At 64.8% G+C, this 19,310-nt stretch carries 19 protein-coding genes; 13 read left to right on the top strand and 6 right to left on the bottom strand.

Annotated features, from left to right (window positions below; all coding sequences use genetic code 11):
• Nucleotides 1-24: 24 nt before the first annotated feature.
• Genes AC0L3U_RS06730 through AC0L3U_RS06720 form a run of 3 tightly spaced genes read left to right on the top strand, consistent with a single transcriptional unit; the run spans nt 25 to nt 4,110 of the window.
• Nucleotides 25-2,229 (top strand): amylo-alpha-1,6-glucosidase, encoded by a 2,205-nt coding sequence (locus AC0L3U_RS06730; protein WP_473361145.1) that lies wholly within the window; start codon nt 25-27, stop codon nt 2,227-2,229.
• Between the two features lie 22 nt (nt 2,230-2,251).
• Nucleotides 2,252-2,773 carry a PRC-barrel domain-containing protein gene (locus AC0L3U_RS06725; RefSeq protein ID WP_473361144.1) on the top strand — a complete coding sequence of 174 codons (522 nt, stop codon included), beginning with the start codon at nt 2,252-2,254 and terminating at the stop codon, nt 2,771-2,773.
• 23 nt (nt 2,774-2,796) lie between these two features.
• Nucleotides 2,797-4,110, top strand: a complete 1,314-nt coding sequence (locus AC0L3U_RS06720; protein ID WP_473288989.1) for an MFS transporter — start codon at nt 2,797-2,799, stop codon at nt 4,108-4,110.
• Between the two features lie 38 nt (nt 4,111-4,148).
• Here the strand turns inward: AC0L3U_RS06720 and AC0L3U_RS06715 are convergent, their stop codons facing one another.
• The 4 genes from AC0L3U_RS06715 to fixL form a co-directional block, all read right to left on the bottom strand.
• Complete coding sequence (locus AC0L3U_RS06715) at nt 4,149-4,850, bottom strand: helix-turn-helix domain-containing protein (protein WP_456765402.1); 702 nt, start codon at nt 4,848-4,850, stop codon at nt 4,149-4,151.
• Nucleotides 4,851-4,953: 103 nt separating this feature from the next.
• Nucleotides 4,954-5,376 carry a response regulator gene (locus AC0L3U_RS06710; RefSeq protein WP_456765401.1) on the bottom strand — a complete coding sequence of 141 codons (423 nt, stop codon included), beginning with the start codon at nt 5,374-5,376 and terminating at the stop codon, nt 4,954-4,956.
• Between the two features lie 58 nt (nt 5,377-5,434).
• Nucleotides 5,435-6,052: a response regulator FixJ gene (gene fixJ / locus AC0L3U_RS06705; protein ID WP_473288987.1), complete on the bottom strand. Its 618-nt coding sequence runs from the start codon at nt 6,050-6,052 to the stop codon at nt 5,435-5,437.
• Nucleotides 6,053-6,055: 3 nt separating this feature from the next.
• Complete coding sequence (fixL, locus tag AC0L3U_RS06700) at nt 6,056-7,573, bottom strand: sensor protein FixL (RefSeq protein ID WP_473361143.1); 1,518 nt, start codon at nt 7,571-7,573, stop codon at nt 6,056-6,058.
• A gap of 204 nt (nt 7,574-7,777) precedes the next feature.
• Here fixL and AC0L3U_RS06695 point away from each other — a divergent pair, with 204 nt between their 5' ends.
• The 10 genes from AC0L3U_RS06695 to ccoS all read left to right on the top strand — a co-directional run bounded on the left by AC0L3U_RS06695 (nt 7,778) and on the right by ccoS (nt 17,287).
• On the top strand, nt 7,778-8,611 hold the full coding sequence (locus AC0L3U_RS06695) for a universal stress protein (RefSeq protein ID WP_473361142.1): 834 nt from the start codon (nt 7,778-7,780) through the stop codon (nt 8,609-8,611).
• 27 nt (nt 8,612-8,638) lie between these two features.
• Nucleotides 8,639-9,064 carry a CBS domain-containing protein gene (locus tag AC0L3U_RS06690; protein WP_456765398.1) on the top strand — a complete coding sequence of 142 codons (426 nt, stop codon included), beginning with the start codon at nt 8,639-8,641 and terminating at the stop codon, nt 9,062-9,064.
• Nucleotides 9,065-9,382: 318 nt separating this feature from the next.
• The gene (ccoN, locus tag AC0L3U_RS06685) at nt 9,383-11,032 is read left to right on the top strand and encodes a cytochrome-c oxidase, cbb3-type subunit I (protein ID WP_473288983.1); all 1,650 of its coding nucleotides are present in this window, start codon (nt 9,383-9,385) and stop codon (nt 11,030-11,032) included.
• 10 nt (nt 11,033-11,042) lie between these two features.
• A complete protein-coding gene (gene ccoO / locus AC0L3U_RS06680) occupies nt 11,043-11,777 on the top strand; it encodes a cytochrome-c oxidase, cbb3-type subunit II (RefSeq protein WP_007594017.1) in 735 nt (244 codons plus the stop codon).
• Between the two features lie 13 nt (nt 11,778-11,790).
• Nucleotides 11,791-11,955, top strand: a complete 165-nt coding sequence (locus tag AC0L3U_RS06675) for a CcoQ/FixQ family Cbb3-type cytochrome c oxidase assembly chaperone (RefSeq protein WP_007594016.1) — start codon at nt 11,791-11,793, stop codon at nt 11,953-11,955.
• Between the two features lie 6 nt (nt 11,956-11,961).
• The gene (gene ccoP / locus AC0L3U_RS06670) at nt 11,962-12,837 is read left to right on the top strand and encodes a cytochrome-c oxidase, cbb3-type subunit III (protein ID WP_473361141.1); all 876 of its coding nucleotides are present in this window, start codon (nt 11,962-11,964) and stop codon (nt 12,835-12,837) included.
• Between the two features lie 111 nt (nt 12,838-12,948).
• Complete coding sequence (ccoG, locus tag AC0L3U_RS06665; RefSeq protein ID WP_473361140.1) at nt 12,949-14,415, top strand: cytochrome c oxidase accessory protein CcoG; 1,467 nt, start codon at nt 12,949-12,951, stop codon at nt 14,413-14,415.
• 15 nt (nt 14,416-14,430) lie between these two features.
• Nucleotides 14,431-14,916 carry a FixH family protein gene (locus AC0L3U_RS06660; RefSeq protein WP_473361139.1) on the top strand — a complete coding sequence of 162 codons (486 nt, stop codon included), beginning with the start codon at nt 14,431-14,433 and terminating at the stop codon, nt 14,914-14,916.
• 11 nt (nt 14,917-14,927) lie between these two features.
• A complete protein-coding gene (locus AC0L3U_RS06655; RefSeq protein WP_473361138.1) occupies nt 14,928-17,120 on the top strand; it encodes a cation-translocating P-type ATPase in 2,193 nt (730 codons plus the stop codon).
• Nucleotides 17,120-17,287, top strand: a complete 168-nt coding sequence (gene ccoS / locus AC0L3U_RS06650; RefSeq protein ID WP_007607689.1) for a cbb3-type cytochrome oxidase assembly protein CcoS — start codon at nt 17,120-17,122, stop codon at nt 17,285-17,287. Before AC0L3U_RS06655 ends, ccoS begins: the two co-directional genes overlap by 1 nt.
• Here ccoS and AC0L3U_RS06645 read toward each other — a convergent pair.
• A complete protein-coding gene (locus AC0L3U_RS06645; RefSeq protein WP_456765392.1) occupies nt 17,284-18,486 on the bottom strand; it encodes an MFS transporter in 1,203 nt (400 codons plus the stop codon). The genes ccoS and AC0L3U_RS06645 overlap by 4 nt on opposite strands.
• Nucleotides 18,487-18,586: 100 nt before the next feature.
• On the bottom strand, nt 18,587-19,069 hold the full coding sequence (locus AC0L3U_RS06640; RefSeq protein ID WP_456765391.1) for a cupin domain-containing protein: 483 nt from the start codon (nt 19,067-19,069) through the stop codon (nt 18,587-18,589).
• Between the last annotated feature and the right edge of the window lie 241 nt (nt 19,070-19,310).

Below are 19,310 nucleotides of genomic sequence, written 5' to 3'. Positions count from 1 at the left end.
GAAACAAGCGCAGGGGAGCTGCTGATGTCGGCTGAAGCCGTTACCCAATTCGTCTCCGTGACGCGGACCGTGGACCAGGTCGCGGAGCAGCCTTTCTATATTCCGATGACGGGACCGTCGGCGCGGCCGCGGCGTTCGCTCAAGCACGACGACACCTTTATCGTGCTCGACAGCCATGGCGACATCGGCGCTTCGGCCGGCGGGCCCGACGGCCTGTTTCATCACGACACGCGCTATCTTGCCAGGCTCGAGCTCGTGCTCGACGATCTCCAGCCGTTGCTGCTGGGCTCGAACCTGCGCGACGACAATTCAGCCCTGACCGTCGATCTCACCAATCCGGACATCTACCGGCAGGGCAGCCTCGTGCTGCAAAAGGACCTGCTGCACATCGTGCGCACGATCTTCCTGTGGCGCGGCACCGCCTATCAGCGCATCGGCGTGCAGAACCACGGCGACCGCCCGGCCGGCTTCGCGCTGACGCTGCTGTTCGACAACGATTTCGCCGATCTGTTCGAGGTCCGCGGCGAGCGGCGCCCGCGCCGCGGCATCGGCTCGAGCCGGCTGTTGGGACCGACCGACGTGCTGTTCGACTACCGCGGTCTCGATGACGCCGAGCGCACCACGGGCCTGCATTTCGATCCGCGCCCGACGAAGTTGTCGGTGAACGCCGCGACCTGGCAGCTCGAACTCGACCCGCATGAGTCGAAATCCCTGTTCGTGGCCGTGTCCTGCAATCGGCCGATCGCGGAGAAGCCGGCGCGCTTTTTCCAGAGTTTGCTCGCCCATCGCCGCGAGATGCGGCAATCGACGATGGGGGCCGCCAGCATCGAGACCTCCAACAACATCTTCAACGAGGTGCTGTGCCAGGCCATGGCCGACCTCAACATGCTGATGACGGAGACGCCGCAGGGGCGCTATCCCTATGCGGGGATTCCCTGGTACTCGACGACGTTCGGCCGCGATGGGCTGATCACGGCGCTGCAGATGCTGTGGGTCGATCCGCGGATTGCCAAGGGTGTGCTGCGGCGGCTCGCCCATTTCCAGGCCAAGGCGGTCGATCCGCTCGCCGATGCCGCGCCGGGCAAGATCCTGCATGAGATGCGCGGCGGCGAGATGGCGGCGCTGCGCGAGGTGCCGTTCGCGCAATATTACGGCAGCGTCGATTCCACGGCCTTGTTCGTCCTGCTGGCAGGAAGCTATTTCGAACGCACCGGCGACGAGAAGACATTGACCGAGCTGTGGCCGGCCATCGAGGCGGGGCTGGCCTGGATCGACGGCCCCGGGGATCCCGACAAGGACGGCTTCGTCGAATATCAGCGCGCCACGGAAAAGGGCCTCGCCAACCAGGGCTGGAAGGATTCCTACGACGCGATCTTCCATGCCGATGGCCAGCTTGCGGAAGGCAATCTCGCGCTGGCCGAGGTGCAAGGCTACGTCTTTGCCGCCAAGCGGCTCGCCGCGCGCTGCGCGCTCCGGCTTGGCAAGCCTGATCTCGCCAGGAAGCTCGAAGCCGAGGCCAAGACGCTGGGCGAGCGTTTCGAGGCCGCGTTCTGGTGCGAGGAGCTCGGCACCTATGCGCTTGCGCTCGACGGCAAGAAGCGGCCCTGCAAGGTGCGGACCTCGAACGCCGGCCAGATCCTGTTCAGCGGCATGATCCGCGAGGACCGCGCGCGCCTCGTCGCTGCCGATTTGATGCGGCCGCATTTCTTCTCGGGCTGGGGCATCCGCACCGTCGCTGTCGGCGAGGTGCGTTACAACCCGATGTCCTACCATGACGGGTCGATCTGGCCGCACGACAATGCGCTGATCGCGCTTGGGCTCGCGCGCTACGGGCTCAAGCATTCGGTTGCGCATGTCTTCAAGGGACTGTTCGACGCCGCGACCTACATGGACCTGCGTCGGTTGCCCGAATTGTTCTGCGGTTTCCGGCGCGAGAAACGCCGCGGCCCGACGCTCTATCCGGTCGCCTGCGCCCCGCAGGCCTGGGCCAGCGCAACCGCGTTCACGCTCTTGGAGGCGGCGCTGGGCATCGAGTTCGACGTGGCGCGCGGCGAGATCCGGCTGCGCAATCCGCATCTGCCGGCGTTTCTGCACGAGGTGATCTTGCGCGATCTGCGTCTGGGCGAGTCCAGCGTGGACCTGCGCGTCAGCCGCCATGGCGACGACGTGGCGCTGGAGGTGTTGCGCACGCGTGGCCAGATTCAGGTCTCGATCGTGCTGGCGCGCTAACGGCGCGCCGGAAGGAGGGTGCATGCGTACCGCCGGATGGTTGGCCTTGAGCATCGTGATCGTCTGCGGAATGACGTTCGCCGTGTCACGCGCCGCGGAGGAGGCGCCCGCACCCTCGACCGAAGCGAATGCACCGCCGACGGCGCAGCCGCCGGCGTCAGCGGTCCCCGTCACCCCCAAGAATGCCGCGCCGCCGCCGTCGGTCACGATCATCGGCGCGAGCGATGCGCACGGTGTGCTTGGCCGTGACGTGCTCAGCGCGGCGAACGAGGACATGGGCCGCATCGTCGACGTCATCGTCGATCGGAGCGGGCACGTGCGCGCCGCCGTGATCGATTTCGGCGGCTTCCTCGGCGTCGGCAGCCGCAAGATCGTGGTGGACTGGAACGCGATGCGGTTCGGCAAGATCGTCAACAAGAAGGACAGCATCACGCTGGAATTGACCAAGGCACAGGTCGCAGCCGCGCCGGAATACAAGGAGGACACGCCGATGGTGGTGCTCGGCGCGTCCGGCAGCCTGCAGCCGCTGCAAGCCGTTCAGTGAGGCGCGGGGAGGGATGGCCGCCGGTGCTGTTGTCGAGGAAGCCGAATCATGCGGATCGCGAGGGTCGCGTTGAGCAGGACAAATTTGCGGCGCCGTCGCCTGCCGGCATTCCGGCGCCGTCGCGCCAAAGCCTGCGCGGCCTCGACTGGTTCATCTTCTTCCTCGCGGACGTGCAGACCGGATTCGGGCCGTTCATCGCGGTCTATCTGACGACCCAGAAATGGACCCAGGTCGAGATCGGCCTCGTGCTGTCGATCGGCGGCATCGTTGCGCTGATCGGCCAGATGCCGGGCGGCGCCATCATCGATGCCGCGAAATCCGAGCGATTGGTCGCCGGCCTCGCGATCGCCACCATCGGCTGCTGTGCGCTCGCCTATGCGGCGATGCCGATCTTCCCCGTGGTGGTGGCTGCGGCCACCTTGCACGCGGCGGCGAGCTGCGTGCTCGGACCGGCGATCGCGGCGATCAGCCTCGGTCTGGTCGGCCCGTTCGCGATCGGCGAGCGTCTCGGCCGCAACGCGCGCTTTGCTTCGCTTGGCAACGGCGTTGCGGCCGCGGTGATGGGAACGGCCGGCTATCTGCTGTCGAGCCGCTCGGTTTTCCTGGTCACGTTCCTACTCGCAATCCCCACTTTGATCGCGCTCTCTCGCATCCGCGAGCACGAGGTCGACATCGCGCGCTGTCACGGCGAGATGCCGCGCGAGGCGGAGGATCGCGGCGACACCAATATCTGGCATCTGATCCGGCAGCGGCCGCTCATTGTCTTCGCGCTCAGCGTGCTCTTGTTACAGCTCGCGAACGCCTCGATGATGCCGCTGATGGCAAGCGCGGTGACGGCGCGATCGAGCGAGTGGGCGACGGTGCTCGTCGCTTTTTGCATCGTCGTGCCGCAAGCGATCGTGGCGCTGCTGTCGCCGAGCGTCGGGCGCAAGGCGCAAGCATGGGGTCGCAGGCCGCTACTGCTGATCGGATTCGCGGCGCTGACGATTCGCGGCCTGCTGTTTGCGACCGTGCGCGATCCGTATCTGCTGGTGCTCGTGCAGGTGTTCGACGGCCTCACCGCGGCGGTGTTCGCGGTGATGATCCCGCTGATCGTGGCCGACGTCGCCTTCGGCAGCGGCCATTTCAACCTGGCGCAGGGCATCGTCGGCACGGCCATGGGCATCGGCGCGTCGCTGAGCACCGCGCTCGGCGGCTATGTCAGCGATAAATTCGGCAATGCCATGGCGTTCACCGGACTGTCCGGCGTCGCGGCGACGGGACTTCTGCTCATTCTGCTTGTGATGCCGGAGACGCGGCGCAAGGGCATGATCGCAGCAAAAGAAATGGCCGGCTGAACCAATTCAGCCGGCCATGAGCGGGTGGGGAGAAGAGATCAGGCGTCGAGATTGTGCAGGCGTGCCCGGTTGCGCAGCACGATCTGGCGGGCGCCGGAGAAGCCGAGAATGCCCTGGGCGTGAAGCTGCGACAGCGCGCGCGAGACGGTCTCGAGCGTGAGACCGAGATAGTCGCCGATGTCGCGGCGGCACATCGGCAGCGCCATCATGCCGGCAACCGCGAGGCGGCGGTCCATTTCGAGCAGGAAGGTAGCGACGCGCTCCATCGCGGTCTTGCGGCCCAGCAGCAGCATGTGGTCTTCGGCGTGGCGAAGCTCACCAGCGGTCATGGCCCAGAGCTTGCGGGCGACCTGGACGTCGGTGGCTGCGGCCTTCTCGAGGCTCGCGCGCTTCACGAGGCGCACCGTGGTGTCGATGATGGCTTCAGCGGCAAGGCGATGGGTGGTGCCGGATTCGAGGCCGAACACATCGCCGGAAAGATGGAAGGAGCCGATCTGGCGGCGGCCGTCGGAGAGAAGCTTGTAGCTGCGCACGGCGCCGGTGACGACCTGATAGACATACTCGGCCGGCTCGTCCTCGCCATAGATCTCCTCTTCCTTGCGGTAGGAGAACTCGGTGGCAACGAGGCCGACATGGCCAGCGATCGCACCGAACTGGTCGGAGACGGGATGGCCCGGGGCGATCTTGCTGCCGTTGATCTGGGTCTTGATCGCCTGGGTGTTGATCGTCTGGGTCAGCATCTGCGCCATCTCCGTTGTGATGACGCTTTGGTACGCGGTATCGGGTGCCTCGAAAATTTCGCGAGATATCTTAAGGGGGGTGCCTTACGTAGAATCCCGTAGGTCAGCTATGGACCCGGTTCTGGATGGCGTGGCGAATGCGTTTGACCAGGTTTTCGTCCAGAAGCGGCTTCAGAATCACTTCATTCACACCTGCGGCCGCCGCCCGGGCCGAGATATTCGAGTCGGGATAGCCGGTGATCAGGATCACCGGGGTATCGCCCTCGGACTGGCGCAGTCGCCCGGCCAGCTCGATGCCGTTGATGTCGGGCATTTTGTAGTCGATCACGTAACAATCTGCACCGGACGGGCTCGCTGCATTGAGCAGCGCCGTGGCGTTCCTGAAGGTCCGCACGGCAAAACCGTCGATTTCCAACAGGAAGCGCAGGGAGCCCAGCACGGCGGCGTCGTCATCCACCACATAGACGGTTGGTTTCGCGGGTGACGACATCGGGAGCCGCTCGGGATGGGAGCTGATCGCAATCATTCCGATCTGGTAGCACAGGGCGGGCGGACGGTTTTGACTTGCCTCAATCCTGGTGACTTCAATCGTTGAGCATTCCGGCCCGCATTGCCAGCCGCACCAGTTCCGACAGGCTGTTGGCCTGCATCTTGGTCATCACATTGGCCCGGTAGACCTCGATGGTGCGTGGGCTGATGTCGTACTCGCGGGCGATCAGCTTGTTGGAGAGGCCCGCGATCAGCCCCTCCATGACCTGGCGTTCCCTGGGACTCAGGGAAGCAACGCGGGCGGCGACATCCTGGGCGATGGCCTCGTTCTTGGCCGCCGGCTCGCCCTCGCGGATCGCGGATTCGATCATGGCGACGAGGCGGTCATCCTCGAACGGCTTTTCCAGGAAATCCATGGCACCGAGCTTCATCGCCTCGACCGCGAGCGGCACGTCGCCATGGCCGGTCATGATCAGGATCGGAAACCGGCTGCGCTGCGCCTTCAGGCGCTTGAGAAGCTCGATGCCATCGATGCCGGGCATGCGCACGTCGGAGACGACGCAGCCGAAGACGAGGCCGGGCAGGGCGTCGAGAAAACTCTGCGCGTTGTCGAACAGTGTGACGCCGAAGCCAGCTGAATCCAGCAGGAAATTCAGCGAATCCCGCATCGCCTCGTCGTCGTCAATGACGTAGATGATTCCCTTGGTCGTCATGGATCAGTTCTCGTCGGCTGCCGGCAACGTGAAGCGGAATGTCGCTCCACCCGATGCGTTGCTCTCGGCCCACATCCGGCCGCCGTGAGCCTCGATGATCGAGCGGCTGATGGACAGTCCCACTCCCATGCCGGTGTCCTTGGTGGTGAAAAAAGTCTGAAACAGGTTTGGCATGACGTCGTCCTGGAAGCCGGAGCCGGTATCGGAGACCTCGATCTCGATCATGTCGTCGGCGGCGCGGGTGTTGGTGACGACGAGCTCGCGCCGAGGCGACTGCGCCATCGCTTCCAGCGCGTTGCGGAACAGATTGACCAGCACCTGCTGGATTTGCACCCGGTCGGCGAGCACGAGATCGGCATTGGGATTGAGGCTGAAGCGAAGCTGCACGTCCTGCTCGCGCGCGCCTGCCAGCCCGAGGGCGCCGGCCTCTTCGATCAGCTTGGACAGGCTCTCGATCCTTTTCTCCGATTCGCCGCGGGAGACGAAGTCGCGCAAGCGGCGGATGATCTGGCCGGCGCGCAGCGCCTGCTCGGCGGCGCGGTCCAGCGCGCTCTCGATCTTCGGCGTATTCGGATCCTGGCTTCCGGCGAGCAGCCGCCGCGACCCCTTCATGTAGTTGCTGATCGCTGCCAGCGGCTGGTTGAGCTCGTGAGCGAGCGCGGACGCCATTTCGCCCATCGCGCTCAGCCGCGAGACGTGGACAAGTTCGGACTGCAGTTCCTGGAGCCGCGCCTGGGTTTTCTGATGCTCGGTAAGATCGCGGACGAAACCGGTAAAATAGGGCTCGCCGCCCGACTGCATCTCGCCGATCGACAGGTGCATCGGAAAGGTCGTGCCGTCGCGACGCTTGCCGGTCACAATCCGGCCGATGCCGATGATGTGCGGGTCGCCGGTGGTGCGGTAGCGCGCGATGTAGCCGTCGTGACGTGAGCTGTCGGGCTCCGGCATCAGGATGCGGACGTTCTGGCCGATCGCCTCCGACTCGACCCACCCGAACAGGCGCTCGGCCGCCGCGCTAAAGAGCTGGATGACGCCATGGCCGTCGATGACGATCATGGCGTCGGGAATCGTCTGGAGGATCGAGCGGAGGTGACTCTCGCGGGTGCGCAGGGTTTCCTCGACCTGCTTCTCCTCATCGACATCGAGAAAGATGCCGCTGAGATGTCGGGCGGCGCCGGCGTCGTCTCGAATCAGCCCCGCGCGGGCGCGGATCCACTGCGTTCTGCCCGACGCCCCCGTGACCCTGAACGACACGTCGAAGCTGCCGCCCCGTTCGGAGACGCGCCGGATCGCACTCTCGATCCGCTCGCGGTCGTTCGGCTCCAGCCGGGACAGGAACAGCGGGTAACTCACCGATTGGCCGGATTCGATTCCGAACAGGATTCTGGCCGTCTCCGACCACTCCAATTCCAGTGTCTTGAGATCGAGATCCCAGGTCCCGACGCCAAATCCTTCGATTCGAACGCGGAAATGTTCGCCCCGGCCGTCATCTTGCGGATGAATCACACGGGTCGGCGCCACACGATCACTCCCATTCTGATGCGGGGAACCGCACAGCGTTATCGTCGGCAATGTACCCAAGGAGGGGCCAGAGGCAAGTTCCGATGTCTTATACCATTGGCAGATTTCGGGCCCGCGCGGTGATCCAAGGTTTTGATCTATCTCATCCTGCCAGCCGGCGGCCGGCTTACGATCGGATCAAAGCTCATTGCCCCGGAGACTCCGATGACATACGCGACCGTGATGGTCAGCCTGGCGCTCGATCAGCCCAACGAGGCGCGGCTTCAGGTCGCGGGCGAGCTTGCCGAACGATTTGGGGCGTCGATCATCGGCGTTGCCGCGGCGCAGTTCGCCCCGCCACTCTACTTCAGCGATGGCACTGCAGCGCAGGCACTGATCGATGAGGGAGAAGCCTCGGTCAAGCGACGCCTGGGCGAGCTCGAGGCGCAATTCCGCGCCGCGATCAGGAATCGCGGCGGACATGTGGAATGGCGCAACGCCATGGATTTCCCGGCGCGCTTTACGTTCACCCAGGCGCGTTGCGCCGACATCATCGTCACCGGCGGGCAGAGCCCGGCCTTCTCCGACGCCTTCGCGCTCGCGAGCCCAAAGGATCTGGTGATGCAAGCCGGCCGGCCGATCCTGGTCGTGCCTGACGGCGTCAACTGGCTCGACCTGCGCAGCGTCCTGGTGGCGTGGAAGGATACGCCGGAAGCCCGGCGGGCGCTGGCCGATGCGCTGCCGATCCTGCGCAAGGCCAGGGATGTCACCGTCCTTGCAATTCCCGAAGGCGACGACGACCGCCCTGCCGCGGTCGCTGGCGTGACCGACGTGACGGCGTGGCTTGCCCGCCACGGCGTGACCGCGATCGCGCGCGTTTCCGAAGCGGCCCGCAACGAAACCGTCGCCGGGCAATTGGAGAAAATTGCCGGCGATGTCGGCGCCAGCCTGATCGTCGCCGGTGCCTACGGTCATTCGCGCTTCCGCGAGCTGATCCTCGGCGGCGTCACCCAATATCTGGTCACTCAATCTGCCCGCTGCGTGCTGCTGTCGCACTGACGCGGGACGAATCAAAGAGGACGCGCCGTGTACAGATTCCTTGAGCAGACCGTCGACGGCTACATGACGCACGACGTCAGGACCGTGAGGCGCGACCTCGACCTGCTCGCGCTCAGCGAGATGTTCGAACGCGACGATTTCAATTCCTATCCCGTCGAGGACGACGGGCAGGTCGTCGGCATCGTCACCAAGTTCGACATCCTGAAGTGCTTCGCCTTCACGCCGAGCCAGATGCTGCCGCGCTATCACGACCTGATGAGCCGCAAAATCGGCGACGTCATGACGCCCGACTTTATCTATGTCAGCCCCGACACGCGGCTGACGCGCGTGCTCCAGATCATGGTCGAGCACCGCATCAGGAGCATCATCGTGCTCGACGGAGCGCAGAAGCTGGTCGGCATCGTCGCGCGCGAGGACGTCATCGCGGCGCTCAAGGCGACGGCGCGGGAGTGACGTTTCCCCTTCTCCCCTTGTGGGAGAAGGTGGCATAGGCGGCCTTCGGCCGCCGTTCTTGAGAAGGCCGAAGCGAAGCTTCGGCTATGGCGCCGGATGAGGGGTTTTCTCCACCGAGAGAGTCTTCGTGCGGGACCAACCCCTCACCCAAGTGAGATTGCCGTACCGTCCTCGCTGCCCTCTCCCGCAAGGGGAGAGGGCACTGCAACTGGCGCCGCAACTCCCACATTAACAGAAATCCACATAGCTTGATTTCAATCAATTCCCCGCGAGGGCGAATGTGGTTTCTGGCGCTGTGTTCTTTCAGAGAGAATCCGCATGAGCCAGCCCTCCATCTCCAAGTCCATGACGTCAGGTGAAAGCGGCCTGGCTGTCGTGTTCGCGGTCACCGCCTTCCTCTGCGTGATTGCCTCGGCCAAGGCGCTCGATGCGCCCTTCGCCTTCCACGCCGCGCTGGGCGCGGCAGCGAGCGTCGCGGCGGTCTTCTGCATCATCAACCGCTACCTCGACCGGCCGGCGGCGCTGCCGCCTGCGGAGATCAACGGGCGCCCCAATTACAACATGGGTCCGATCAAGTTCTCCTCCGTGATGGCGATGTTCTGGGGCATTGCCGGCTTTCTCGTCGGCCTCATCATAGCCTCGCAACTGGCGTGGCCGGCGCTGAACTTCGATCTTCCCTGGACCAGCTTCGGCCGCCTGCGTCCGCTGCACACGTCCGCAGTGATCTTCGCCTTCGGCGGCAACGTCCTGATCGCGACCTCCTTCTACGTCGTCCAGAAGAGCTGCCGCGTTCGCCTTGCAGGCGATCTCGCGCCCTGGTTCGTCGTCGTCGGCTACAATTTCTTCATCCTGATCGCCGGCACCGGCTATCTGCTCGGCGTCACCCAGTCGAAGGAGTATGCCGAGCCGGAATGGTACGCCGATCTGTGGCTGACCATCGTCTGGGTCACCTATCTGCTGGTCTTCCTTGCCACGATCATCAAGCGCAAGGAGCCGCACATCTTCGTCGCGAACTGGTTCTATCTCGCTTTCATCGTGACGATTGCGGTCTTGCATCTCGGCAACAACCCGGCGCTGCCGGTCTCGGTGTTCGGCTCGAAATCCTACATCGCCTGGGGCGGCATCCAGGATGCCATGTTCCAGTGGTGGTACGGCCACAACGCGGTCGGCTTCTTCCTGACCGCCGGCTTCCTTGCCATCATGTACTACTTCATCCCCAAGCGCGCCGAGCGGCCGATCTATTCCTACCGTCTCTCGATCATCCATTTCTGGGCGCTGATCTTCCTCTACATCTGGGCCGGCCCGCACCATCTGCACTACACGGCGCTGCCGGATTGGACCCAGACGCTCGGCATGACCTTCTCGATCATGCTGTGGATGCCCTCCTGGGGCGGCATGATCAACGGCCTGATGACTCTGTCGGGCGCCTGGGACAAGCTGCGCACCGATCCCGTGCTGCGCATGCTCGTGGTCTCCGTCGCCTTCTACGGCATGTCGACCTTCGAAGGCCCGATGATGTCGATCAAGGTCGTCAACTCGCTCAGCCACTACACCGACTGGACCATCGGCCACGTGCACTCCGGCGCGCTCGGCTGGGTCGGCTTCGTCTCCTTTGGCGCGCTCTACTGCCTCGTGCCCTGGATCTGGAATCGCAAGGGCCTCTACAGCCTCAAGCTCGTCAACTGGCACTTCTGGATCGCGACGCTCGGCATCGTCCTCTACATCTCGGCGATGTGGGTGTCCGGCATCCTCCAGGGTCTGATGTGGCGCGCTTACACCTCGCTCGGCTTCCTCGAATATTCCTTCATCGAGACCGTCGAGGCGATGCATCCCTTCTACATCATCCGCGCAGCCGGCGGCGGGCTGTTCCTGATCGGCGCGTTGATCATGGCCTATAATCTCTGGATGACCGTTCGCGTCGGCGAACAGGAAGTCCAGATGCCCGTCGCTCTCCAGCCGGCGGAATGAGGAGTTTTCCATGTCGTTCTGGACACGCCACCAAATCTTCGAAAAGAACTCGATCATCCTGATCGTTGGCATCCTGCTGGTGATCGCGATCGGCGGTCTCGTCGAGATCACCCCGCTGTTCTACCTCAAGAGCACGATCGAAGCGGTCGACGGGATCAGGCCGTATACGCCGCTGGAGCTCGCCGGGCGCAACGTCTACATCCGCGAAGGCTGCTATCTCTGCCATTCGCAGATGATCCGCCCCTTGCGCGACGAGGTCGAACGCTACGGCCATTTCTCGCTGGCCGCCGAGAGCATGTACGACCACCCGTTCCAATGGGGCTCGAAGCGCACCGGTCCCGATCTTGCCCGCGTCGGCGCCAAATACTCCGACGACTGGCACGTCACCCATCTGACCAACCCGCGCGCAATCGTGCCGCAGTCGGTGATGCCCGGCTATCCGTTCCTCAGCCAGACCGAGGTCGATCCGGACACGATCGCCGACCACATGCGCACGCTGCGGACCGTCGGCACGCCCTACACCGACGACCAGATCGCCAATGCGGGCGCCGACATGAAGGCGCAGGCCGATCCTGATAATGCCGGCTCCGACGCTTTCACCAAGCGTTATGCCAAGGCCGTGGTGCGCAACTTCGACGGCAAGGCCGGCACGCCGACCGAGATGGACGCCCTGATCGCCTATCTCCAGATGCTCGGCACGCTGGTCGACTTCAAGATCTACAACGAGAAAGCCAATCTTCGCTGAGAAGGCACCCACGATGAAAGCCATCCTGACCCTCGACAATCTCGCGTCCGGTCTCGTGACCACGATCTGGACGCCGGTGTTCGTCGCGATCTTTGTCGCGATCATCGCCTACGCATTCTGGCCCCGTAACAAGGCAGCTTTCGACGAAGCGGCACATTTGCCGTTGCGGGAGGAGTAAGAGATCATGACCGATCATCATAGCGACATCGATCCCGTCTCCGGCAGGTCCACGACCGGCCATGAGTGGGACGGCATCAAGGAGCTCAACACGCCGCTGCCGCGCTGGTGGGTAATCACCTTCTACCTCACCATCGTCTGGGCGATCGGCTACTGGATCGTCTATCCGGCCTGGCCGCTGATCTCCAGCAATACCACGGGCCTGTTCGGCTACTCGACGCGCGCCGACGTCGCGGTCGAGCTCGCCAATCTCGAGAAGATCCGCGGAGCCAAGATGGTTGCGCTGGGCGCGGCCTCGCTCGCCGACATCGAGAAGGATCCGGCGCTGCTGGCGCTCGCGCGCGCCAAGGGCAAGACCGTGTTCGGCGACAATTGCGCGCCGTGCCATGGCTCAGGCGGCGCCGGTGCCAAGGGCTATCCGAACCTGAACGACGACGACTGGCTGTGGGGCGGATCGCTCGACCAGATCATGCAGACCATCCAGTTCGGCGCACGTTCCGGCCACGCCAAGGCGCACGAAGGCCAGATGCTCGCCTTCGGCAAGGACGGCGTGCTGAAGCCGGATGAGATCGTCACGGCCGCCAACTATGTCCGGGCACTGTCGGGCCTTCCGACCCGCAAGGGCTATGACGCGGCCAAGGGCGAGAAGCTTTTCGCGGAGAATTGCGTCGCCTGCCATGGCGACGGCGGCAAGGGCAACCCGGAGATGGGCGCTCCCAATTTGACCGACAAGATCTGGCTCTATGGTTCGGACGAGGCGTCGCTGATCGAGACCATCAGCCAGGGCCGCGCGGGTGTGATGCCGGCCTGGGAAGGGCGGCTCGATCCCGCCACCATCAAGGCGATGGCAGTTTACGTCCACTCGCTGGGCGGCGGAAAATAGCCAATCCGGGACAGGCGGGGGCGAACAAAAAACGCCCCCGCTTGCGCTGGATCAACTGACGCGGCGGCGTCGGGTCTAGGTTTTATCGCACCTCTCGAAAAGCTGCAGGCGATGAACAGGACCGCGAACCCTAAAGACCTCCCATTAGACGATGACAACGGGCCGCTCTATGTTGCCCAGAAGAAAGTCTATCCCCAGAGCATCTCCGGCACCTTCCGCCGGATCAAATGGGGCCTGATGGCGTTCTGCCTCGGCGTCTATTACTTCCTGCCGTTCGTGCGCTGGAACCGCGGCCTCGGTGCTCCGAGCCAGGCGGTGCTGATCGATCTTCCCAACAGTCGCTTCTATTTCTTCTTCATCGAGCTGTGGCCGCAGGAGGTCTACTACTTCACCGGCCTGCTGATCGTCGCCGCGGTGGCGCTATTCCTGATGAACTCGGTCGGCGGCCGCATCTGGTGCGGCTATCTCTGCCCGCAGACGGTGTGGACGGACCTGTTCTATGCGGTCGAGCGTCTGATCGAGGGCGACCGGCGCGAGCGGATGAAGAAGGACAAATCGTCCGACCCGATGAAGCTGGAGCGCATCTCCGAGATCGTGCTCAAGCATTCGATCTGGCTCTTGATCGGGTGGTGGACCGGCGGCGCCTGGGTGCTCTATTTCAACGACGCACCGACGCTGGTCAGGGAACTCGTCACCTTCCAGGCGCCGATGATCGCCTATATCTGGATCGGCATCCTGACGGCTACGACCTACGTGCTCGCCGGCTTCATGCGCGAGCAGGTCTGCACCTATATGTGCCCGTGGCCGCGGATCCAGGCCGCGCTCACCGACGAATGGGCGCTCAACGTGACCTATCGCTACGATCGCGGCGAGAAGCGTACGTCGGTGAAGAAGGCGGCCGAGCTGCGCGCGCTCGGCGAGCAGGTCGGCGACTGCGTCGACTGCTATCAATGCGTCGCCGTGTGTCCGACCGGCATCGACATCCGCAATGGACCGCAGCTCGAATGCATCCAGTGCGGGCTCTGCATCGACGCCTGCGACAACGTGATGACCAAGATCGGCCGGCCGAAGCGGCTGATCGGCTACGACAACGACGTCAACATCCAGCGCCGCCAGGAAGGCAAGGCGCCGATCTATCGCATCGTCCGGGCCCGCACCGTCGCCTACAGCGCGATCATCGCGGCGGTCGGCGGCATCATGATCTATACGCTGGCGACCCGCAGCCTGCTCGACGTCAACGTGCTGCACGACCGCAACCCGGTCGCGGTCAGGCTCAGTGACGGCTCGATCCGCAACGCCTACACGGTGCGGCTGCTCAACAAGAGCGGCTACGACCGCGTCATTGCGATCGACGCGAACGGTCCGGTCAATGCGACGATCCATGTCATCGGGATCGATTCCGTGACGCCGGACCGGCCGATGATCGTGGTTCCGCGCGACTCCACCAGCGAGCTGCGGCTGCTCGTGACCGCGCCGGTCGAGGGCAATCCGGAAAAGTCGATCCCGGTTCGCTTTCACGTCACCGATATCGGCCTCGGCGAAGTCGCCAGCGCCACCGACAATTTCGTCGCGCCCTAGGATCAGGAGCCCGCCATGGCAACCAAGCCGCTGACCGGAACCAAGGTGTTTCTGATGCTGGTCGCCTTCTTCGGCATCGTGATCGGCGTTAACGTGACCATGATGAAGCTCGCGATCGCGACGCTGCCAGGGACGGACGTCGACAGTCCCTATGCCGCAGGGCTGACCTATGATCGCGAAATTTCGGCGGCCCATGACCAGGCCGCGCGAAATTGGAAGGTCAACGCCCATGTCGAGCGCCGCGCCGATGGCGGCGCCGTGCTTCAGGTCGAGGCGCGCGATGCGAGCGGACAGCCGATCGCCGGACTGAAATTCGGCGGCCGCCTGGAGCGGCCGACCGACAAGCGCGCCGATCTCGCCATCGAGCTCTCGGAGGCCGGCATCGGCCTCTATCGCGGCAATGCCGCATCGGTCGCGCCGGGCCAGTGGGACCTGGTGATCGAGGGCGAGGCGCGGGGAACGCGCGTGTTCATGTCGCGCAACCGCGTGATCCTGAACTGAAGGATTTTGCCATGCACGTCTCGCGGGATTTTTCGCATTACGTCCGGACTGCGGGCGAGGGCGTCCAGCACATCGATCTCGCGGTCGAGGGTGTTCACTGCGCCGGCTGCATGGCCAAGATCGAGCGCGGCCTGTCCGCGATTCCCGACGTCACGCTGGCGCGCGTGAACCTCACCGACCGGCGCGTTGCGCTGGAATGGAAGGCGGGCACGCTCGATCCGGCCCGCTTTATCGACCGCCTCGAAGAGCTCGGCTACAAGGCCTATCCTTACGAGACCGAGAGCGCGGAGGCGACCGAGGTCGCCGAATCGCGCTTCCTGCTGCGCTGCCTCGGCGTCGCCGCGTTCGCCACCATGAACGTGATGATGCTGTCGATCCCGGTGTGGTCCGGCAACGTCTCGGACATGCTGCCGGAGCAGCGCGATTTCTTCCACTGGCTGTCGGCGCTGATCGCGCTGCCGGCGGCGGCCTATGCCGGCCAGCCGTTCTTCCGCTCGGCCTGGCGCGCGCTGTCGGCCAAGACCACCAACATGGACGTGCCGATCTCGATCGGCGTGACGCTGGCGCTCGGCATGTCGGTGGTCGAGACCATCAACCACGCCGAGCACGCCTATTTCGACGCGGCGATCATGCTGCTCACTTTCCTCCTGGTCGGCCGCTTCCTCGACCAGAACATGCGGCGGCGGACCCGCGCGGTCGCGGGCAATCTCGCCGCGCTCAAGGCGGAGACCGCGGCCAAGTTCGTCGGACCTGGCGAGATATCTCAAGTGCCGGTGGCCGCGATCTATCCCGGCGACATCGTGCTGCTGCGACCCGGCGAGCGCTGCGCGGTCGACGGCACCGTGATCGAAGGTCGTTCCGAAATCGACCAGAGCCTGATCACCGGCGAGACGCTCTACGTCACGGCCGAGCAGGGCACGCCGGTCTATGCGGGCTCGATGAACATCTCAGGGACCTTGCGGGTACGGGTCTCCGCGGCCTCCGAGGCGACGCTGCTCGCCGAGATCACGCGGCTGCTCGACAATGCGCTGCAGGCGCGCTCGCGCTACATGCGGCTCGCCGACCGCGCTTCGCGACTCTACGCGCCGGTGGTGCATGCCACCGCGCTCGTCACCATCCTCGGCTGGGTCATCGCGGGCGCCGGCTGGCATGATGCGATCGTGACCGGCGTCGCGGTGCTGATCATCACCTGTCCCTGCGCGCTCGGGCTCGCCATTCCAACGGTGCAGACGATCGCCTCGGGCGCGATGTTCAAGGCGGGGGTCCTGCTGAATTCCGGCGATGCCATCGAGCGTCTCGCGGAAGCCGATCACGTCATCTTCGACAAGACCGGAACGCTGACGCTGCCCGATCTCGAAGTGATGAATGCCGCCGACATCCCCGCTGATATCTTCGAGCTTGCCGGACGGCTCGCGCTGTCGAGCCATCATCCGGTCGCGGCCGCGGTCGCGCAGGCCTCCGACGCCAGATCGCCGATCATCGGCGCGGTCGAGGAGGCCGGCCAGGGCGTGCGCGCTGTGGTCGATGGCATTGAGATTCGCCTCGGCCGTCCGTCTTTCTGCGGCGCCGAGACGCTGGTCTCCGACGTGACACATCTCGATCCCGAAGCCTCCGTCGTGGCTTTCAGCAAGGGCGGCGAAAAATTCATCCTTTCTGTGCGCCAGGGCCTCCGCCCCGATGCGCAGGCTGTGATCGCGGCGCTCAAGGCGCGCAATATCGGCATCGAGATTCTCTCCGGCGACCGTGAACCGGCGGTGATCGCCGTGGCCCACGCGCTGGGCATCTCCGAATGGCGCGCCGGGGTGACCCCGGCCGACAAGATCGCGCGGATCGAGGTCTTGAAGCAGCGGGGGATGAAGGTCCTGATGGTCGGCGACGGAATGAACGATGCGCCGTCGCTGGCGGCAGCGCACGTCTCGATGTCGCCGATCTCGGCCGCGCATTTGAGCCAGGCGACCGCCGATCTCATCTTTCTCGGCCGACCACTGGCCCCGGTCGTCGCGGCCATCGACGCGTCGCGCAAGGCGCTGCATTTGATGCGGCAGAATCTCTGGCTTGCGATCGGCTACAATGTCCTGGCGGTGCCGGTCGCGATCAGCGGCGTCGTGACGCCCCTGATCGCGGCTGCCGCCATGAGCGGATCGTCGATCCTGGTGATGCTGAATTCGTTGCGCGCGCGCGGCGCCTCGCGGGAGATCGTGTGATGGAGATCCTGGTCATCCTGGTGCCGCTGGCGCTGATGCTCGGCCTCGCCGGTCTCGTCGCCTTCCTCTGGTCGCTCCGGAGCGGCCAGTATGACGATCTCGACGGCGCCGCCTGGCGCGCCATCGCCGACGACGAGCCGCCGCAGGAGGCGCCGGCCAAGCGCTAGCGCTTCAAGGCGAGCGTCAGCAGGGCCGCGACAGCGAGCGCCAGGCCCACCCCGGCCACGCAGGCATGCCAGCCATACGCGTCGAACAGCCGGCCGAGGACGGCGGTGCCGATGAGCCCGCCGCAGAAATAGCAGGCGAGATAGGTGCCGCTGGCGATGCCGCGGTTTTCAGCCGCAGCCTGTCCTACGAATCCTGTCGCAGCCGCTTGCGCGCAAAAGGTGCCGATTCCGACCAGAACCATCCCGGCGAGGACCGCGCCCAGGTGGGGGGCCAGCATCAGCGGCAGACCGATTCCGGCGATCGCGAGCGAGCCCCAGATCGTCGGACGAGTTCCAAGGCGCGACGCCACTTTGCCGGCCAGCAACGTCGTGACCACCGACGGCAGGAAGACGAAGTAAACGAAGCCGAGGTCCATCATGCCCAGCGACAGCGGTGGCCGGACCAGAACGAAATTGACGAATGTGAAGGTGCCGATGAATGCGAACAGGATGCAGAAGCCGATGCCGTAGGCGGCTCGTAGCCGTGAATCCCGCCACTGCGCGATCGTCGCGGCAAACGCCGATGCCGTCGGCGCCGTTGCGCGCGTCGGCTGTACGCGCGCAATGGTGAAATAGACCAGTACGGCGCCGGCCAGATTGAGGGCTGCGAAGAAGTAGAAATTCCATGCCAGGCCAAGGCTATCGGCGATTGCGGCCGAGACTAGCCGGCCGACGAGATTGCTGGCGACGTTTCCCGTGATGTAGGCGGCAAAGGCGCCGCCGGAATCCATTGCGCTGCATTGCTCGCCGAGATGAGCCAATGTCAATGCGAAGGCGGATGCCATGCAGAGGCCCTGTGCCACCCGCAGGCCGGTGAAGACGGCAAGGTTGGGCGCAATCGCCAGGAGGCTCGTCGGAATCGCGAGCAAGGTCAGGCTGAGCAGGATGCCGGTCCGCCTGTCGATGTGCGGGCTGAGAAAGCCGACGACGAGGCCCGCGACGGCCATGCCGAAGGTGCTGGCATTGACGGCCAAGCTCATCGCCGCCGGCGTGACGCCGTAGTGACGTGTCAGCGAAGGGAGGATCGCCTGCGTCGCGAACAGATCGACGACGGTGAGGAAGGCGGTGAGGCCGATGATGAGGGAGCGAAGCGCGAGACCTGGTGAATGCGCGTCCATCGTCATCGCGGTCGGTTTGATCGGCGCGGAAAGATCGGTCATGGCGGGCCTCCCTTGTGATGAATGTGGCGCCCGCATGCGGGGCAGCATGGAGATCGCGGGCGCCACATTCCGTCACGCGTGCGCTGGGGTCGCGCACCCGTTACATGTTGTGGTCATGCGGGTCCTTGCGGACATCGCCGACGTAGAGGATGACCGTTTCCTTGCCGAGGTTCTTCCACCAGTGCGAGATGCCGGACACCTCGGGGCGGATGTCGCCGGCCTTGTGCACGATCGGGTCGACGCAATTTGAAGCGTGTTCGACGATCTCGCCCTGCTGCACGAAGATCAGGGCGGGGCGGTCGTCATGGCTGTGCCAGGGCACGATGCCGCCGGGCTCGATGGTCAGCTTGCGGAAGCGCAGCTCGCGACCTTCAATGTGTGCCGGCTGCTTGCCGAGGTCGATGGCGCCGAGCGTGACGTCGGTGACGCCGACCGGCTTGTAGTCGACCATCTGCTGCGCGTTCGGCTTGATCTTGTCGACCGGGCATTCGCCGGCGAAGACTGGCTGCGCCGAGAGTGTCAGTACGCCGAGGATGGCCAGGCCGGGCCAGACCGCGCGCGACAATGTGTGATGCTTGAACATCGGGACGTCTCCTGTGTTGGCCGCAACCGCGATGGTCGCCGGCTATGTCGGGACTTTCGTCGAGAGGACGCTCGTTCTGAAATGCTCTTTCGCTCTCGCTGCGATAGACCGGCGCTATCGGGCCCGATACGCGCTCGCTATCGTACCGATTGGGGATCGGCATTTCCGCTTGCCGAGCGATTGGCGTTCGATGGCAGGGCGCGCCCGATTGGCGGGCGTTCACGTCAATCCGGAGGAGCAT

Source organism: Bradyrhizobium sp. Kon69 (assembly GCF_055807515.1).
This window is presented reverse-complemented; position numbering and strand designations above follow the sequence as displayed.